This window comes from Polynucleobacter sp. HIN6 (genome assembly GCF_030297575.1).
Lineage (GTDB): Bacteria > Pseudomonadota > Gammaproteobacteria > Burkholderiales > Burkholderiaceae > Polynucleobacter.
Window position 1 is genome coordinate 1,528,484 of record NZ_AP028137.1, and the last position, 17,998, is coordinate 1,546,481.

Sequence of the window (17,998 nt, forward strand, 5' to 3'; positions counted from 1 at the left end):
GCCAAAAAGGCGAAGTCGGCACAAGGCCGACTCACCAATTTGCATCATTCTTTTTTAAGAATTACTTCTTGTCATCCACTTCCTTAAAGTCAGCGTCGACTACTTCAGCATCATTATTGGCTTTCGCCTCACCTGCTGGATTAGCAGCGCCTGGGTTAGCCTTTGCTTGCTCGGCAGCATAGGCTTTCTCGCCAAGCTTCTGACTGGCCTTTGCCAATGCTTCCGTTTTCGACTCAATCGCTGCTTTATCACTTCCCTTGATGGCTTCTTCTAACTCTTTCAATGCCGCTTCAATCGCACTCTTTTCAGAGGCATCAAGACTTGCGCCATGCTCATCAAGCGCTTTCTTTGTCGAGTGCGCTAAGGCATCAGCCGTATTTCGGACGGTGACCAGCTCAAGCAATTTACGATCTTCCTCAGCATTGGCTTCGGCGTCTTTCACCATCCGCTGAATCTCATCCTCAGAAAGACCTGAGTTTGCCTTGATGGTGATCTTATTCTCTTTGCCAGATGCTTTGTCTTTAGCAGTGACGTGCAAGATTCCGTTGGCATCGATATCAAAGGTCACTTCAATTTGTGGCAAGCCACGGGGTGATGGCGGAATACCTTCCAAATTAAACTCGCCAAGCAATTTATTCGCACTAGCCATCTCGCGCTCACCTTGGAAGCACTTGATGGTAACCGCTGGCTGATTGTCTTCAGCCGTTGAAAACACTTGAGCATGCTTGGTCGGAATCGTCGTATTTTTGGGGATCATCTTGGTCATCACGCCACCCAAGGTCTCAATACCTAAAGATAACGGTGTGACATCAAGCAACAAGACATCCTTACGATCACCAGCCAATACTGATCCTTGGATCGCAGCACCAACCGCGACCGCCTCATCGGGGTTCACGTCTTTACGCGGTTCCTTACCAAAGATAGCTTTGACTTGCTCTTGCACCTTCGGCATACGAGTTTGGCCGCCGACTAAGATGACATCATCAATGTCTGCTGCAGAAACCCCTGCGTCCTTCATCGCCACTTGGCATGGGCCCATGGTACGAGTAATTAACTCTTCAACCAGAGACTCCAATTTAGAGCGGGTCAACTTCAAGTTCAAATGCTTAGGACCGCTTGCATCGGCCGTTACATAAGGCAGGTTGATTTCGGTTTGCTGGGAGGAAGATAACTCGATCTTCGCTTTCTCAGCAGCATCTTTTAGGCGCTGCAAAGCTAAAACATCTTTGCTCAAATCAACGCCCTGTTCCTTTTTGAACTCGGCAATGATCCAATCAATGATGCGTTGGTCAAAGTCTTCACCGCCTAAGAAAGTATCACCGTTGGTAGATAACACTTCAAACTGTTTTTCTCCATCCACATTCGCGATTTCAATAATGGAGACGTCGAAGGTGCCACCGCCTAGGTCATAAACAGCAATCTTGCGATCAGCCTTGTCTTGCTTGTCCAATCCAAATGCTAAAGCAGCAGCAGTAGGCTCATTAATGATGCGCTTAACTTCCAGACCGGCAATCCGACCAGCATCTTTCGTGGCTTGACGCTGACTATCATTAAAGTAAGCAGGTACCGTGATCACCGCCTCGGTGACCTCTTCGCCCAAATAATCTTCGGCAGTCTTTTTCATTTTGCGTAGAACTTCAGCCGATACTTGCTGAGGGGCAATTTTCTTATCGCGCACCGATACCCAGGCATCGCCATTGTCTGCGGCGATGATACTGTAAGGCATTAAGCCAATATCTTTTTGCACTTCTGCATCGGTAAATTTGCGACCGATTAAACGCTTAACCGCGTAGATTGTATTTTTTGGATTGGTGACTGATTGCCGCTTAGCAGGCGCACCAACCAATACCTCTCCGTCTTCCATATACGCAATGATGGAAGGAGTGGTTCTAGCACCCTCAGCGTTTTCAATGACTTTCGGGGCGTTGTTCTCAATAACTGCGACGCAGGAGTTGGTTGTTCCTAGGTCAATTCCAATAATTTTTCCCATAATGGCTCCAAATGATGGTGAGGCGTTGTTTCGAATAATGACTAGATGGGGGCAACTTTACATATTTCAAGGGGTCTAAGTCCTTGAAATAATTGGCCCAAACTTATTTTGCTTGGCTAACAGTCACTAGAGCGGGTCTTAAAACCCGATCGGCGATCAAAAAGCCCCTTTGCAAGACTGAGACCACCGTGTTGGGCTCTTGATCCGATGGGACCATGGAGATTGCCTGATGCTGGTGGGGATCAAATTTAGCCCCAGGCTCAGGGTTAATCTCAACCAAACGGCCTTTTTCGAAGGCAGCAATGAGTTGCTTTAGGGTGATCTCGAGGCCTTCCTTAAACGCTTTTGCATCGCCAGCCTCAGTGGCTAAAGCGGCATATAAGCTATCGCTCACTGGAATCAAGTGCTCCGCAAAATTTTCAATGGCGAATTTGTGGGCCTTTGCAATATCTTCGGCAGCGCGACGACGAATATTTTCACCTTCAGCCTTGGCACGTAAGAAGTTATCTTGCATTTCAGCAAGCTTTGTCTTGAGCTCTGCTAGCTCCTCCTCGATACTCAGGGGAGGCTGTTCATTCACTTCGGATGTTGTGTTATCAGCTGCTTGCTGCTCAGATTTTTGATCACTCATAGTCGTTCCACCTTGTTTTCTACATTTTATATGGGGTCAGTGATCACCCATTTCAAGGGGACTGCTTATCCAGCTTTAATCGCGACCTCTGCTGCCTGGGCACGCTGATTGCGAAGCTCCAAAACTGCAGGGGACTCAAGCTCTGTTGACCAACCATGCATATGCTCTAAAGCAATTGCGTGCAAAGCTGAAATAAAATTAGTATCGTCATTCAAGCATGGGATATAACGATACTCTTTGCCACCATGCTCATGAAAAATCTCCTGACCCTCCATAGCAATTTCTTCCAAGGTCTCTAGACAGTCTGCTGGGAAACCAGGACAAACGATATCCATTTGCGGGCAGCCTGCCTTCCCAAGCTCCTCAATCGTCAAGGCAGTGTAAGGCTTTAACCATTCCGCACGACCAAAGCGAGACTGGAAGGTGACGTGATAATTGGCCGGCTCCAAACCCAGTGCCTCTCCTAACAAGCGGCCTGATTTCAAACATTCGCAATGATAGGGATCGCCTTGCATCAAATTTCGTTTGGGCAAGCCATGAAACGACATGATAAGTTTGGCGCCCATTGAAAAATCGGGTCGGCCATGTTGCGCCCAGTAGGCTTCAATCTGTTGACGGAGAGACTCAATGTAAGCGCCATGATCATGATAGTGCTTCACAATTCGAAGTTCGGGTTGATTGCGCCATGTTTTAAGGACCGAGAACACTTCATCAAAACTTGAGGCGCTCGTGGTCGCTGAATATTGAGGGTACAAAGGCAATACCAATAAACGCTCAACATTTGCTTCTTGAAAACGTTTGAGGACTTCGGAAATAGATGGTTTGCCGTACCGCATCGCCAGGTCCACGATCACATTGGAATCCTCGCCCGCAAAGCGATCCCGCAAACCTTGAGCCTGTGCTTGCGAATAGACTAGCAAAGGAGAGCCCTCTTTTAACCAGATCGAAGCATATTTCTTCGCTGAGGCGCCGCTGCGAATCGGCAAAATAATGCCATGCAAAATGAACCACCAGATGATGCGCGGAATTTCAACGACCCGAGGATCCGACAAAAATTGCTTTAAGTAGATTTTCACCGCCGCGCGCGTGGGCGCCTCTGGGGTGCCCAGATTAATCAATAAAATGCCGGTTCGCGAGGTTCTTAAATGAGGGTTTGTTTTCAACAGTGATCCAATCATCAAGGAGAGCTCAAGGCGCCGCTCAGTAGCTTCGAGGTGATATCCACAATCGGAATCACGCGATCATACGCCATTCGAGTAGGCCCGATCACGCCGAGTGTTCCCACCACTTGCCCATCCACGCTATAGGGAGCGCTGATCACCGCCAAATCCTCATAGGGCAACAGCTCACTTTCTCCACCAATAAAGATCTGGATACCATCGGCATGACTGGATACGTCCAACAATTGCATGAGCAAGGATTTTTGCTCCAGCATATCGAACATTTTGCGTAATTTACTCAGATTGGAGCTCAACTCACCCACATCGAGCAGGTGGCGCTCTCCCGAGATCACCATATCCGGGTGATTTAATCCCGTATCACTCACACCATTTTCGAGGGCGAGTGCCATTAATCCAGCAATGTCACTCCGCAAATGATCTAACTCTGCGCGCAAGCGACTGCGAACCTCTGAAAAACTCTTTCCTGAGAAATGCGCATTAATAAAATTACTCGCCTCTGTCAGCTGTGCTGGGCTGTAATCTTGGTTGGTTGGCAAGATGCGATTTTGCACATCCCCCTCGGGAGTCACCAGAATTAACAAAATCTTGCCTTCGCCAAGGCGTAAAAACTCAATGTGTTTAAAGACTTGGGAGCGCTTCGGGGTCATGACCACGCCAGCAAAATGCGTCAGATTCGATAAGAGCTGAGCAGCAGAACTGATCACCTTTTGGGGAGCATCGGGATATAGTGATTGCTCAGCCTGTTTAGAAGCCACCTCCTCTAGGGGTCGAATGGTCAACATCGTGTCGACAAACAAACGGTAACCACGCGGGGTTGGAATGCGTCCTGCTGAAGTATGAGGACTGGTCACCAAACCAAGATCCTCAAGATCGGCCATGACGTTCCGAATCGTCGCCGCAGAGAGATCTAATCCTGAAAAGCGTGAAAGGGTCCGCGAGCCCACTGGCTGGCCTTCCTCGATATATCTCTCGATTAAGGTTTTGAGCAGAACTTTTGAACGATCATCCATGATTGGAGTAATTTTATGCCTATGGTTTAATCGTCATATGTTAAGCCCATCAAGCAAACCCCTGCAGAAGAAGTTTAGGCGCGTAACCCTTGTGGGTAAGCACCAAGCAGATGGTATTGGCCAGCATTTACTTGAATTAGCCCAAATCCTCAGAAATCATGGCTGTGAGCTCAGCATTGAGGCATCCACGGCGACCCATTTGCCTGAGGCTAATTTGCAGGTTATTCAACTCCAGGATTTCCAGAAATCCACTGATTTGGCGGTTATTTTGGGGGGTGATGGCACCATGCTCGGCATTGGTCGCCAGATCGCTGGGACGGGGGTACCGCTTTTGGGAATCAATATGGGGCGTTTGGGTTATATGACCGACATCCCCTTTGAAGACGCCAAAACGGTTCTACCGCCCATGATTGATGGTCATTATGAAATCGATGAACGATCCCTTCTAGAGGCTAGTGTATGGCGCAACAATCAAGAGATTCATCGTGGCTTAGCCTTAAACGATGTGGTCGTGAATCGTTCAGGACTCTCAGGGATGGTGGAACTCAAGGTGCATGTCAACGGCTCTTTTATGTACAACCAGCGCTCCGATGGCCTGATTGTGTCTACTCCAACTGGCTCAACCGCATACGCGCTCTCAGCAGGCGGTCCAATTTTGCATCCCCGCGTGCCAGGGATTGTGCTGGTGCCAATTGCCCCCCATGCCCTCTCCAATCGACCCATAGTATTGGCCCAAGAATCGCAAATTACGATCGAAGTTGCCGGTGGCCGAGAAGTGATTGTGAACTTTGATATGCAATCATTAACCAAATTACAAATCGGTGATCGGGTTGAGGTAAAGCGCTCGAACAAATCCATCTCCCTCCTACACCCACTGGGGCACAGTGACTACCAGACCCTAAGAGAAAAATTGCACTGGAACGAGTATCCTTCCACGTTTTAATCTGGGCAAATCAACATGCTTCAATCATTGGCATTGCGTGATTTTGTGATTGTGGATCACCTCGAACTTGATTTTTGCTCAGGTTTTAGTGTTTTAACTGGTGAGACTGGTGCAGGTAAATCGATTTTGCTCGATGCTCTCGCCCTCGCCCTGGGCGAGCGTGCCGATACCAGTCAAATCCGCGAGGGCTGCCAACGCGCCGAGATCGCTGCTATTTTTCAGGTCGAAGAGAGCCTACAGGAGGAAATTGCCGCATGGCTGCGTGAAGCGGACTTCCCGCTTGAAGACGACCATCGGATTGTGATTAAACGCAGCATGGATCATTCGGGTCGTAGCAAAGCCTACATCAATGGTGGCGCGGCCTCATTAAATCAATTACGCGAACTGGGTGATCGTCTGGTGGATATTCATGGGCAACACGCCCACCAACTCCTTCTCAAGACCGGTGCACAACGCGAGCTGCTCGATCGACACGCCAATCTTCAAGACCAAGCAGCAATTGTGGCGCAAGCATATCAATCCATGAATGCCACTGCCAAGCAATTACAGCAAGCCGAAGCAGCTGGCGCTGATTTGCAGCGTGAGCAAGAGCGTCTTCAGTGGCAGCTCGATGAGCTCAATGAAATTGCACCACAAGCACACGAGTGGGGAGAAATCCAAACTGCACATGCACGTCTAGCCAATGCCGCCAAGATTATTCAAGGGATTGAGCTTGCGATTGATAGTCTGAGCGATTCTGAGCATTCGATTGAATCACAACTGCATCGAGTACAGCATACGATCGATGATTTAGTGAAGCATGATCCTAATTTGAATGAGATCAACGAAAGTCTTCGTAATGCTCAAATTCAGATTGACGAGGCGATTCATGGATTAAATCGATACCGACAAAAAATGGATTTGGATCCAGATCGCCTCGCAGAGCTCGAAGCCCGGATGCAGATTCTCCATACTGCGGCCCGCAAATACAAAGTCAATCCCGAGCAATTGCCAGAACTCTGGATTAGCTCTCAGGAAAAATTCGCAGCGTTCACGGCAGCACAAGATATCGAGGCTTTGCGTCAACAATTTAAGGCTCAAGAGTCTGAATTTCTAAAACGTGCTCAAGAATTATCAAAGCGTCGTCATCAGGCAGCTGCTGAACTCAGCCAAGCCGTCAGCGATGCAATGCAGCACCTCGCAATGGCAGGCGGTCAGCTGCAAGTTCTTGTTAGTCCAAGCGAAGCCAGTCGTCATGGAATCGATCAAATTGAATTTCTGATCGCCGCGCACAGCGGCAGCACACCAAAGCCTTTGGCCAAGGTTGCTTCGGGGGGAGAGTTGGCGCGCATTAGCTTAGCCATTAGCGTCATTACCAGCAAGGCGAGCTTTACCCCAACCCTCATCTTTGATGAGGTGGATTCTGGCATTGGTGGAGCAGTGGCTCAAACGGTTGGCGAACTTTTGAAGCAACTGGGTCGGTCCCATCAAATCCTTTGTGTCACTCATCTAGCCCAAGTGGCCGCCCAAGGCGATCATCATTTCAAAGTTAGTAAACAAGCATTGGATGGCAAAACCCATTCCGATGTAAAGAGTTTAGGCCGACAAGAACGCATTGAAGAAATTGCTCGGATGCTAGGTGGCACAACCATTACTGACACCACGCGGCGACACGCGAGAGAACTGCTAAACCAGACCTAGAGTCAACTAAACAGGTTGTGAGGGAGCACCAAAGACTTCGTCCCATAGTTTCGTCACGCATGCTTTTGCTTTCGCAAAATCAGGGTGCTCATGGATAGATACCCGAATTTTTTCTGCTCCGTCCAGACGTAATCGATGCTGTTGGGCTCGAAACATGCGATAGGCATTCCCAATTTCAAGCGCATCCATCTCAGAGATCAACTGATGATTTGCGGCAATTCCTAAAAGTGCAATATTGCCTAAGTTACCCAATAAATCAGGGTATTGGCGAGCGTAGGCCAAAACTAAATACTGAACGATGAATTCAATATCTACCATGCCACCAGGATCATGCTTTAAATCAAAATCATTGGATAAATTTGGATGGCCAGCATGAACCTTATGGCGCATCTCAATAATTTCATATTTGAGATCAAAATGATTTCGCTCGTGGGCGAGAACTTCCTTGCGTATCTCTTCAAACTGGGCTCCCACCTTTGGATCGCCCGCAGCAAACCGCGCCCGAGAAATGGCTTGATGCTCCCAAACCCAGGCGGCATTATCCCCCTCGCGCAATTGATAGCGTCGAAAGGAATCTAGATTAGTTACCAAAAATCCTGCGGCTCCATTGGGACGCAGGCGAGTATCGATTTCAAATAGAGTGCCGGCAGCAGTTAAAGTCGTCAACCAATTAATCATGCGCTTACCCAGCACCGAGTAAATCTCCTGAGCCGCATAGTCGGTTGGTGATGCGTCATATAAAAACACGAGATCGAGATCTGAGGCATAGCCCAACTCTTTGCCACCCAATTTGCCATAGGCAATCACTGCAAATGGTGGCTGATGTTGCGGATTGAGACCAAACTTCTCTGCAACCGATGGCCAAACGCGCTCATAGGTTGCCTGCAATACCAAATCAGCCAGCGCAGATAAGCGATCACTCACCCGCTCAGTGCTTAAACCCTCTGGAGCACCTATTCCTAGATCAGCTAGGAGAATCAAAAAAGTTTCAGTGTGATGCGTTACCCGCAGGATATCCATGGCATGATCTGGGCTCGCCCCATCCGCAAGGGCGTCATCCAAACGCAGATCAAGATTTGCCTTTACTTTGCACCAATAGCTCTCAGGATCATGAATCAACTCAGATTGCGCATTGGCCGATAACAGATCGTCCAATAAATGAGGATGCCTTGCTAAATATTGAGCAGCCCATTGCGAGGCATTGAGGAGCATCAATACTTTTTGCAAGGCATTAGAGTTCTCAGCCAAAATGGATAGATAAGCGCTACGACGACAAATGGCCTCTAAGAGATCAAAAAAACGCAAGAGGGTTTGATCTGCATCGTCTGGATGGTCGGCCTCGATATCGTTCGCAGCTTTTTTTAATAAACTTCGTATCGTGAGTCGACTTTTCTCGGGCAGTGATTTGGCACGGGAGCCTTCCTGCCAGGTGCTCCACCGCTCATTGGCCTTGGGGAATAAATCAGCATTGGGTTGCCAGCTTGCGTCGTTTGCATCAATTTGCAAACGATTACTTTCGTCTAAGGCAAAGGCCTTTTCAAAATAACGTGCTACCTGATTTTGATGCTCGGTGAGTGTTTGTATAAACTCCTCGAGACGCCCTTCTTGATTTGGTCCAGCCATGGCTTGTGCCAACTGCGCTCTCGCATCATCCTGCTCAGGCAAATAATGTGTCTGCTGGTCTTCCCAAATCTGGATGCGATGCTCTAAACGTCTCAGAAATACATAAGCAGATTTGAGCGCTTCAATTTCTACTGCGCTCATCAGTCCACCCTCTTGCAGTTGATCTAAGACCTCAAGCGTTGGACGAATTCGCAAGCGCGGATCGGTGCCACCCCGCATTAACTGAAACATCTGGGCTAGAAACTCAATTTCACGGATTCCACCGCGGCCTAACTTAATGTCACGCGATCGCCCGCTGCGTTGATTACTCCGCTTATCTGCCTCTCGCTGAATTTGTGCATGCAACTCCCGAATCGCTGCAATCACACCGTAATCCAGATGGCGACGATAAACAAATGGCCGAATAATCTGCTCAAGCCCCTTTTCACATCGAACATAATCGGGATGCGATATGGGCGGATAAATCATGCGGCCCTTAATCCAAGCGTAACGCTCCCATTCACGCCCTTGTACAAACAAATACTCCTCGAGCATTTCTAGACTACAAACTAAGGGCCCAGAATCCCCATTAGGTCGCAAGCGCATATCCACCCGGAATACAAATCCATGGGCATCATGCTCAGAAATCATTTTGATGAGACGCCGGCCCAGCTTCGTAAACCATTCGTGGTTTGAAATCGAACTTGCCCCGTGTTGGGTCTCGCCTTCTTCCTCGTATAAGAAGATCAGATCAATATCCGAGGAAAGATTGAGTTCGCGACCACCCAATTTACCCATCCCCACAATTATGAGTGGGAGTTCGTAGTCTTCAGTCCGAGCCCAAGGTAGACCAAAGCGCTCTTGGAGATCCGTACGAAGATAACGCACGACTAGCCCAAGTACTTGCTCCGCAAAATAGCTGAGCGCCTGGGTCACCTCTAATAAAGGGGCCAGGCCATTAAGGTCTCGGCAACCAATCCAAAGCATCAACTGTTGACGAACCAGCCGCAGCTCACTCATCAGTGCTGCCTCATCCAACTCCTGACGATCGAGAGCCTGGCTGATTAGTAGGAGCAGCTGATCGATTTGGATGGCATCGACCGGCGTATGTATGCGCTCCTCTAGCCAAGCGCGCCAATCCGCGTGGGCACTTAGCCAGCGATTTGCATAGACGGAGTTTTTTTCGAGAAAAGAAAGGGCGTCTTGATTGGAAACCATACCTTATCTTAATCGCTACTAGCCCAATCAATAGAGGGTGTCGGATAATGGATAGCAATGACCGAAAAAAAGTATCCGTTACGCCTCAAAGACCTCCTCAGGATGCGGCCCGACGCCACCTCATGGTCACGTTGGTCGCGCCGTCTAGTGATTTTGGCTCTCGTTGCAGTCGGACTCATGATTCTTGGGCATCTGGTGATCCGATTCATCATTTGGCCGCAACTTGAAACCTCAAAACCGGCTGTCGAAAAGTTACTATCACAGCGCATTGGCGTTGAGGTCAAAATCAATGAACTCAATGTCTACTGGCAAGGGATCCGTCCAGTCTTTGATATTCGCGACCTAGAATTTGTGGTCGATTCCAAACGCAATCCGACGACGATTGCAGATGCAGCTCCTCTAAAGATCGCTGACATCCGAGGAGAACTCAGTTGGTCATCGTTTTATCACCTCAAACCCTATTTCACAAAATTACATGCCAGCAATGCAGTGATTCAAGTAACACGTGACTCACAAAAACGTTTGTATGTGGCTGGCATTCTTGCGGGTGATGGCGGCGATGATTTCCATCTCGAAAATTGGTTGTTTAAACAGAGTGATTTAAAGATTTCTGATATCAATATTCTTTGGAAGGATTTCTCAAAGTCCAAAGCAGATGCCGCAGATCTACGCATCGAGTCCATGCAACTACGAAATGGAATTCGGCAGCATGAACTTGATGCCGCTATTTATAGCCCATGGCATCAAGGCACACTAAGTCTCTCGGGAAAATTTTCTCACCGTCTTGGTGGGCAAGCGGGTCATTGGCGTGATTGGATTGGCGACTTTCAGTGGAAGGTCGCGCAACTCAATCTCGGCCAATTTAGTCGTGATTTTGAAATCCCTTTTAAACAACTCAGTGGGGTGCTGGACTCATCAGGGTCGATTGCCTTAAATAAAGGCATCCCCGATGGTGGACAGTTCAAACTAGCAATCGAGCAACCCGTCTTTCAACAATTAAAGAGCAATCAGGCGCTTGAGTTTGGACGCCTGGAAATGGAAGCGAAGCAATTCACCTCTGGAAAGTTCATTTCGCTTGGGGTGCAGCAATTTGCCTGGTTAAACAAAAATCAAAAACCAGGAACCCCCATGGAATCTCTGGCGCCCATGACTTTTGGCTGGCAGGCGCCCAAAGGCGATGGCGAGCTTGAGAGGTTTGCATTCTCTTCGGCAAAAATTAGTCTTGAGAACCTCAGTCTGTTTGCATTGAACCTGCCCATTCCCAATCGAATCCGCCAGGTTTTAGAACAAACCGAACCACGTGGTGAGCTGATCGATGTTGATATCACATGGGCCGAACCAAAATCCAATATTCCCCTGATCGGTGGCCTCTTAAGTGGCCAAGGACCTAAATTTAATATTACCGGCACCCTCAATCAGGTGGGCATCAAGGCTTACCGGGACACTATCCCAAGCATTGCTAATTTAAGCGGCACGATTACCACCAATCAAAGCCAAGGCAGCATCAAACTCAACTCACAAAATTTGCGATTAGTAATTGCCGACTTTTTAGCAGAGCCGCGTCTGCAGTTCGATAGTGCAAGTGGAGCGCTTAGTTGGTCATTAAAAAATAAACAATGGCAAATCGGCTTTAACCAGCTCTCCGTTAACAATCCGGATATCGCATTAATTGCTGATGGCAATTACCTAATTGGTAAAGAAAAGGCACCGGATACTTTAGATCTAACCATTCAGTTTCCTAGAGCAAAGGCACAAACAATCTACCGCTACCTCCCTGCAGAAATGTCAAAGGACGCGCGTGCCTATATTGAAAAGGCATTCATTGGGGGCGAGATTAATAATGGGCGCCTCAGAATGAAGGGGGATCCTAATTTGGCCCCTTATGATGCTCCAGGAAGCGGCGAATTTGCATTAAATCTACCGATTTCTCAAACGGTTTTTCGACCAGCCCCCCTGTTTCCATCCACAAAAGGCAGCTGGCCTGAATTCACGGAAGTAAATGGTGTCGTTTCTATGCAGCAAGCCAAGCTGATGGTGGCTATCAAAGATGCTCGCTACCAAGGTCTTCAAATTCAAAATGTCAATGCAGAAATTCCAAATGTTTCTAGCGCAAAGCCTGTCCTCAATCTCAAAGGAAACATCACCGGTCCGATGAATGACATGATGGACTATCTCAGAACAACACCAATACTTCTCACGCGTCCAGAATTAGCAAAGAATCTGAAGTTATCAGGCCCAGCAAAACTTGATCTAGATCTCCTTTTGCCCCTACAAAATACAGATGACGTTAAATTAAATGCTTTTCTGAACTTAGATAACAATGTCGTCGTTTGGTCTGATCTTGCTCCTTTTAATCAAGTACGAGGCAGCATTCGCATTACCGAAGATCTACCTCGCTTTGAACAGGTAAGCGCTGAATTCTTTGGTGGCACGATCAATATTCGACAAAACACGGCGCAATCGCAAACCAAACAAGATCTTTATGATCTCAATGGAACAATTGATCTTGAACGCCTTGAACGTCACTATGCCAATCAAGTAGGTCGCCAATCTCAGCAGCTCTTAAAGGCACTGGATGGTAAGGCTGCATTTAAAGGCAAACTGGGTATTACTAGTAACACCACAGATCTCAATCTCGACTTAGATTTCAATGCTCTAAGCACCACCCTTCCTGAACCCCTCAGTATCAAGAAGGGTAACAAACTAAACGGGATTTTTCGTTATCAGTCCAACGCCAGCGAGGGAGCGCCCAAGCGAATTGCACAATGGTCCGCACAAATTGGGAAATCAATCACCCTACAAGGAAAGCAAGGTCCAGATGGGATTGTGGCGCAAGGAATTGGAATTGGTGCCCCAGCCATCATCCCTGAGCGTGGCTTGGGTCTCAATTTGCAAGCAAGCGATCTCAATATTGATGCCTGGCACCGCCTTTTATTTTCGAACGATGGGGTAAATAACAAACCCGAGACTGCCAATATGGCTAGCTCTACAGATGGTGTCAATGGCCTTCAAGTATTTACAGCACGCGTCAATCAAGCGATTGCCATGAATCGCTCCTGGCCCAATCTTGCCGTAAGCGCCAAATTAGGGGGTGATACTTGGCAGCTGAATTTGAAATCCCCCAATTTTGAGGGTGACATTCAGTATCAGGAAAGAAAAAATTCCGATCTTCTCAAAGGCAAATTGCTTCGTTTGCATATTCCTCCAAGATTACAAAATCTGACAAATTCAAGCGCATCCGCTGACAAAGAGGTATCACTTAATGCGATTCCTGAACTGGATCTAAGTATTGATGACTTTAATTTCAATCAATACAAACCAGGCGCGATCGCAATCAAGACACGTAATAGTACAAATCGCATCACGATTGAAAGTCTCAAAATTAACAATCCAAGTTCGTCATCAACGGTCACTGGCGAATGGACAAGCGATGCCCAAGGCGATAATGAGCGCGTCATCATCGATACGACATCACAGGTTAAGGATCTGGGAACCGTGGTTGCCTATTGGGGCAATCCCAAAGCAGTTGAAGGCGGGAAGGGAACAATCAACGCCAAATTGGATTGGAGCGGCCCTCCCTACAATCCCTCCTTTGAAACCCTGGCTGGCAATGTCAAGATCAATCTAGAAAATGGTCGCTTACTTCAAGTGGACTCCGGTTTTGCCAAAATTATTGGGGTGTTTAGTTTGCAAAGCTTATTAAAGTTTGCAACCTTTGATATTCAAGGTAGCCTTGGTAGTGTAGTTACCTCGGGAACCGCTTTCAACACTCTTTCTGGTGATTTTGTTTTGCGCAACGGTGTCGCCCGAACACAAAATTTCACGATGCAACTCAATCAAGCTCGCGTTGCCACTAGCGGTCTCGTGAATATTCCCAAGCAAACCCAAGACTTACGAATCACCATCTTCCCAACGATTGATGCAACAGCAGGCGCTCTTGCGCTCTTCGCAGTCAATCCGATTGTTGGCGCTAGCGCTCTGATTGGGCAATATTTAATCAGCAGTCAACTAAACCGCACACTTCAGACCGATTACCTAGTTCAGGGAAGCTGGGATAAACCTGATGTAATCCCGCTGGACCAAAATGGCCAGCCTTTAGATCCAAAAGTGCTTGAGACCATCCGCTCTCGAAATTTATTGCGTGAGCAAAAGATGCCGCCAGCACCAAGCCCATCAAAGCCAGCCACCACCCCAGCGCCTGCCAATTAACGACTAAAGCTTTAGTATTTAGTGGTATGGCAAATAAATTAACAGTAGCAGCGATTCAGATGATTTCATCTGCGAATTTGGCAGACAATCTGAGCACTGCTGAACGTCTAATCAAAAACGCGTCTGACCAAGGTGCAGTAGTGCTTGCGCTACCTGAGTATTTTTGCCTAATGGGCCTTGCGGATACCGACAAGGTCAAAGTGCGGGAGACCTTTGGTCGTGGTCCGATTCAAGACGCGCTTCAAGGCTTTGCTCAAAAGTATCAGGTCTTCTTAATTGCAGGAACCATTCCCCTCGAGGCGAGTGATCCCCAAAAGGTTCTAAATGCGAGCTTAGTATTTAATCCTGATGGTCAGTGCATTGCCCGTTACGACAAGATCCATCTATTTGGTTTTCAGACGTCTAATGAGCGCTACCAAGAATCTGAAACGATTGAGGCGGGCAACCAACCTACAACGGTTCGCATTTTGTATGAGGGCAAGGAGTGGGTGTTTGGTTTAAGCATTTGCTACGATCTTCGTTTTCCGGAACTCTATCGACAGCAGGCTGGAGTTGACTGCCAAGTGATTCCAGCTGCATTTACCCACACCACAGGCAAGGATCATTGGGAGATTTTGCTCCGTGCCCGGGCTATTGAAAACCAGTGCTATTTTTTAGCATCTGCCCAAGGTGGGCTTCATCAAAATCAACGTCGTACTTGGGGTCAATCCATGCTGGTCGACCCCTGGGGCAATATTGTTTCTGAACTCGCCACTGGCAAAGGCTGCGTGCTTGGTGAGCTAGACTCAACTGCACTCGAAGAGGTGCGCTCTAAGCTGCCCGCCCTAAACCATCGTAAGCTTATTTAAAAGAACCATGAACTCACTCGCTATCCCAAACCTTGCAACAACTGCAAGCCCACAAGAGGCTCTCGACATTGCCCATTCTTTTTTACTCAAGCCCAATGGCCTCAGTCCTTCTGATCTTGATCAACTGTTTGGGGTGATGCATGCGCATCGCTTAGATGATGCGGATTTATATTTTCAGCACACACGTAGCGAACAATGGAGTTTAGAGGAAGGGATTGTCAAATCCGGTAGTTTCAATATTGATCAAGGTGTTGGTATTCGTGCGATTTCGGGGGATAAAACGGCATTTGCTTACTCGGATGTGATTAGCTCTGAAGCTTTATTAAAGGCTGCCCATGCTACTCGTGTGATTGGCCCCAAGGGTGGCAAGATTAAAGTCCGCGCCCCACTTTCTGCATCGACCCATACCAATCCAACTCTATACAGCGCCCACAACCCTCTGGACTCATTAACGCCCCCAGAAAAAATTGCGCTCTTAGAGGGGATTGAGCGGCGCGCGAAGGCACGTGACCCACGCATCATTCAGGTGATGGCTAGTCTTGCGGGTGAGTTTGATGTCGTCATGGTAGCTCGCTCGAATGGCTTATTAGCTGCCGATATTCGCCCGCTTGTACGAGTATCCATCCATGTCATTACCGAGCAAAATGGTCGTCGAGAATCCGGCTCTGCCGGCGGTGGAGCACGCGCCGACTACGGTTTTTTTGATACCCAGCGTATCGATCAGTGGGTCGACGAAGCAGTTGATCAGGCCCTCCTAAATCTCGATTCCCGTCCAGCACCTGCAGGTCCAATGACCGTTGTGATGGGGCCGGGATGGCCCGGTGTACTGCTGCATGAAGCCATTGGTCACGGCCTCGAAGGAGACTTTAATCGCAAAGGATCTTCTGCGTTCTCTGGACGCATTGGTCAGCGTGTAGCCGCTAAGGGTGTCACGGTGGTTGATGATGGAACTCTCAGCGGACGTCGCGGCTCTCTCAATATGGATGATGAGGGTACACCCACGCAATGCACCACCCTGATTGAAGACGGTGTTTTAAAGGGCTATATTCAAGATAGTCTGAATGCACGCTTGATGGGAATGCCACTAACAGGCAATGGACGGCGTGAGAGCTTTGCCTCGCTGCCCCTACCCCGTATGACCAATACCTACATGCTATCTGGTCAATATGACCCAGAAGAGATTGTGGCCAGCATTGATCGAGGTCTCTATGCTGTGAACTTTGGTGGTGGGCAAGTTGATATCACGAGTGGCAAATTTGTATTCTCTGCCTCGGTGGCGTATTGGGTGGAAAAAGGCAAGATCCAATACCCCGTCAAAGGCGCAACCATTATTGGCAACGGCCCAGAATCTCTCAAGCAAGTGAGCATGATCGGCAACGACCTTCGTCTAGATAGCGGGGTGGGCGTATGCGGCAAAGAAGGGCAAAGCGTCCCGGTTGGTGTGGGTCAGCCAACCTTGCGCATTGATGAGATGACCGTTGGGGGCACGGCTTGATTTGCATGCGTTTGTATTGGATCGCACCGACCTCTACGAGGCTTTAGAATAGAGGGTATGAGTACAAAACCCCATACCCCCCAAGAAAACTGGTACGCAAGCTTAGATAAAACCTCTGCGACCGATGATCAACGTGTCGGCAACATTACTGTTTTGCCGCCTCCCGAGCATTTAATTCGGTTTTTTCCAATCGTAGGTACTCCAACTGAAAAATTAATCGGGCGTACTCGGGACAAAATACGGAACCTAATTCATGGCAAGGATGATCGCCTCCTAGTAATCATTGGTCCTTGCTCGATCCATGATCCTTCCGCAGCATTGGAATATTGCCAACGCCTCATGAAAGAGCGTACTCGCTTAGCAGACGATCTAGAAATTGTCATGCGCGTCTATTTTGAGAAACCCCGCACGACAGTTGGTTGGAAGGGACTCATCAACGACCCCTATCTCGATGAGAGTTTTAAGATTGAAGAAGGCCTGCGTATTGCGCGCCAAGTACTCATGGAAATTAATCGCTTGGGCATGCCAGCCGGCAGCGAGTTCCTGGATGTGATCTCGCCTCAATACATTGCAGATCTAATTTCATGGGGTGCAATCGGCGCCAGAACGACAGAGAGTCAAGTTCATCGCGAACTGAGTTCTGGATTATCTGCGCCAATCGGATTTAAAAACGGTACTGATGGCAATATCAAAATTGCAACCGATGCGATTCAAGCGGCGCATCGGCCACATCATTTTTTATCGGTACATAAAAATGGTCAGGTTGCAATCGTTGAAACTAAGGGCAATAAAGACTGTCACGTGATTCTGCGCGGTGGCAAAGAACCCAATTACGAAGCAAAGTATGTTGAGGCAGCGTGTGCTGAACTAGAAGCTGCAAAGTTACCAGCCTCTTTGATGGTTGATCTATCGCATGCCAATTCAAGTAAACAGCATCAACGGCAAATCGATGTTGCTAATAATGTTGCTGAACAAATCGAGCGTGGATCCCGTAAGATTTTTGGGGTGATGATTGAAAGCCATCTAAACGCCGGCGCTCAGAAGTTCACACCCGGCAAGGATGATCCAAAACAGCTGGAATATGGCAAGAGTATTACCGATGCCTGCATTAACTGGGATGATTCTGTGAAGGTGCTTGAACGTCTTGCCCAAGCGGTTCGCAAGCGGCGGCGCGCCTAGTTATGTTTTATT

11 protein-coding genes are annotated in these 17,998 nt (G+C 48.2%); 6 read left to right on the forward strand and 5 right to left on the reverse strand.

From position 1 onward, the window contains the following. Positions 1-61: 61 nt before the first annotated feature. The 4 genes from dnaK to hrcA form a co-directional block, all read right to left on the reverse strand. Positions 62-1,990 carry a molecular chaperone DnaK gene (gene dnaK, locus QUE66_RS07590; protein ID WP_286223444.1) on the reverse strand — a complete coding sequence of 643 codons (1,929 nt, stop codon included), beginning with the start codon at positions 1,988-1,990 and terminating at the stop codon, positions 62-64. A gap of 103 nt (positions 1,991-2,093) precedes the next feature. Beyond that, on the reverse strand, positions 2,094-2,621 hold the full coding sequence (gene grpE, locus QUE66_RS07595; RefSeq protein ID WP_286223445.1) for a nucleotide exchange factor GrpE: 528 nt from the start codon (positions 2,619-2,621) through the stop codon (positions 2,094-2,096). Between the two features lie 65 nt (positions 2,622-2,686). Continuing rightward, positions 2,687-3,799, reverse strand: coding sequence for a ferrochelatase (gene hemH / locus QUE66_RS07600; RefSeq protein ID WP_458574873.1), 1,113 nt, complete (start codon positions 3,797-3,799; stop codon positions 2,687-2,689). Next, positions 3,799-4,815, reverse strand: a complete 1,017-nt coding sequence (gene hrcA, locus QUE66_RS07605; protein WP_286224760.1) for a heat-inducible transcriptional repressor HrcA — start codon at positions 4,813-4,815, stop codon at positions 3,799-3,801. The genes hemH and hrcA overlap by 1 nt, the downstream gene beginning before the upstream one ends. A gap of 34 nt (positions 4,816-4,849) precedes the next feature. On the opposite strand from hrcA, the gene QUE66_RS07610 reads away from it, so the two are divergent. Beyond that, positions 4,850-5,755: an NAD kinase gene (locus tag QUE66_RS07610; protein ID WP_286224761.1), complete on the forward strand. Its 906-nt coding sequence runs from the start codon at positions 4,850-4,852 to the stop codon at positions 5,753-5,755. Positions 5,756-5,770: 15 nt separating this feature from the next. Continuing rightward, a complete protein-coding gene (gene recN / locus QUE66_RS07615) occupies positions 5,771-7,435 on the forward strand; it encodes a DNA repair protein RecN (protein ID WP_286223447.1) in 1,665 nt (554 codons plus the stop codon). Positions 7,436-7,441: 6 nt separating this feature from the next. Here recN and glnE read toward each other — a convergent pair whose 3' ends face one another. Continuing rightward, on the reverse strand, positions 7,442-10,255 hold the full coding sequence (gene glnE / locus QUE66_RS07620; RefSeq protein WP_286223448.1) for a bifunctional [glutamate--ammonia ligase]-adenylyl-L-tyrosine phosphorylase/[glutamate--ammonia-ligase] adenylyltransferase: 2,814 nt from the start codon (positions 10,253-10,255) through the stop codon (positions 7,442-7,444). Between the two features lie 57 nt (positions 10,256-10,312). Between glnE and QUE66_RS07625 the strand changes: the two genes are divergently transcribed. Genes QUE66_RS07625 through QUE66_RS07640 form a run of 4 tightly spaced genes read left to right on the forward strand, consistent with a single transcriptional unit; the run spans position 10,313 to position 17,986 of the window. Then, positions 10,313-14,464: a YhdP family protein gene (locus QUE66_RS07625; protein WP_286223449.1), complete on the forward strand. Its 4,152-nt coding sequence runs from the start codon at positions 10,313-10,315 to the stop codon at positions 14,462-14,464. Between the two features lie 26 nt (positions 14,465-14,490). After that, entirely contained in the window at positions 14,491-15,312 is an 822-nt protein-coding gene (locus QUE66_RS07630) for a carbon-nitrogen hydrolase family protein (RefSeq protein ID WP_286223450.1), read from the forward strand. A gap of 7 nt (positions 15,313-15,319) precedes the next feature. Next, the gene (tldD, locus tag QUE66_RS07635) at positions 15,320-16,807 is read left to right on the forward strand and encodes a metalloprotease TldD (protein WP_286223451.1); all 1,488 of its coding nucleotides are present in this window, start codon (positions 15,320-15,322) and stop codon (positions 16,805-16,807) included. A gap of 57 nt (positions 16,808-16,864) precedes the next feature. Continuing rightward, entirely contained in the window at positions 16,865-17,986 is a 1,122-nt protein-coding gene (locus QUE66_RS07640) for a 3-deoxy-7-phosphoheptulonate synthase (protein ID WP_286223452.1), read from the forward strand. The last annotated feature ends 12 nt before the right edge of the window (positions 17,987-17,998 follow it).

Coding starts and splice junctions, on each gene's coding strand:
- glnE (WP_286223448.1), bottom strand. CDS start 10,255: ATGGTTTCCAATCAAGACGCCCTTTCTTTTCTCGAAAAAAACTCCGTC.
- hemH (WP_458574873.1), bottom strand. CDS start 3,799: ATGATTGGATCACTGTTGAAAACAAACCCTCATTTAAGAACCTCGCGA.
- QUE66_RS07640 (WP_286223452.1), top strand. CDS start 16,865: ATGAGTACAAAACCCCATACCCCCCAAGAAAACTGGTACGCAAGCTTA.
- dnaK (WP_286223444.1), bottom strand. CDS start 1,990: ATGGGAAAAATTATTGGAATTGACCTAGGAACAACCAACTCCTGCGTC.
- QUE66_RS07630 (WP_286223450.1), top strand. CDS start 14,491: ATGGCAAATAAATTAACAGTAGCAGCGATTCAGATGATTTCATCTGCG.
- grpE (WP_286223445.1), bottom strand. CDS start 2,621: ATGAGTGATCAAAAATCTGAGCAGCAAGCAGCTGATAACACAACATCC.
- QUE66_RS07625 (WP_286223449.1), top strand. CDS start 10,313: ATGACCGAAAAAAAGTATCCGTTACGCCTCAAAGACCTCCTCAGGATG.
- QUE66_RS07610 (WP_286224761.1), top strand. CDS start 4,850: ATGTTAAGCCCATCAAGCAAACCCCTGCAGAAGAAGTTTAGGCGCGTA.
- recN (WP_286223447.1), top strand. CDS start 5,771: ATGCTTCAATCATTGGCATTGCGTGATTTTGTGATTGTGGATCACCTC.
- tldD (WP_286223451.1), top strand. CDS start 15,320: ATGAACTCACTCGCTATCCCAAACCTTGCAACAACTGCAAGCCCACAA.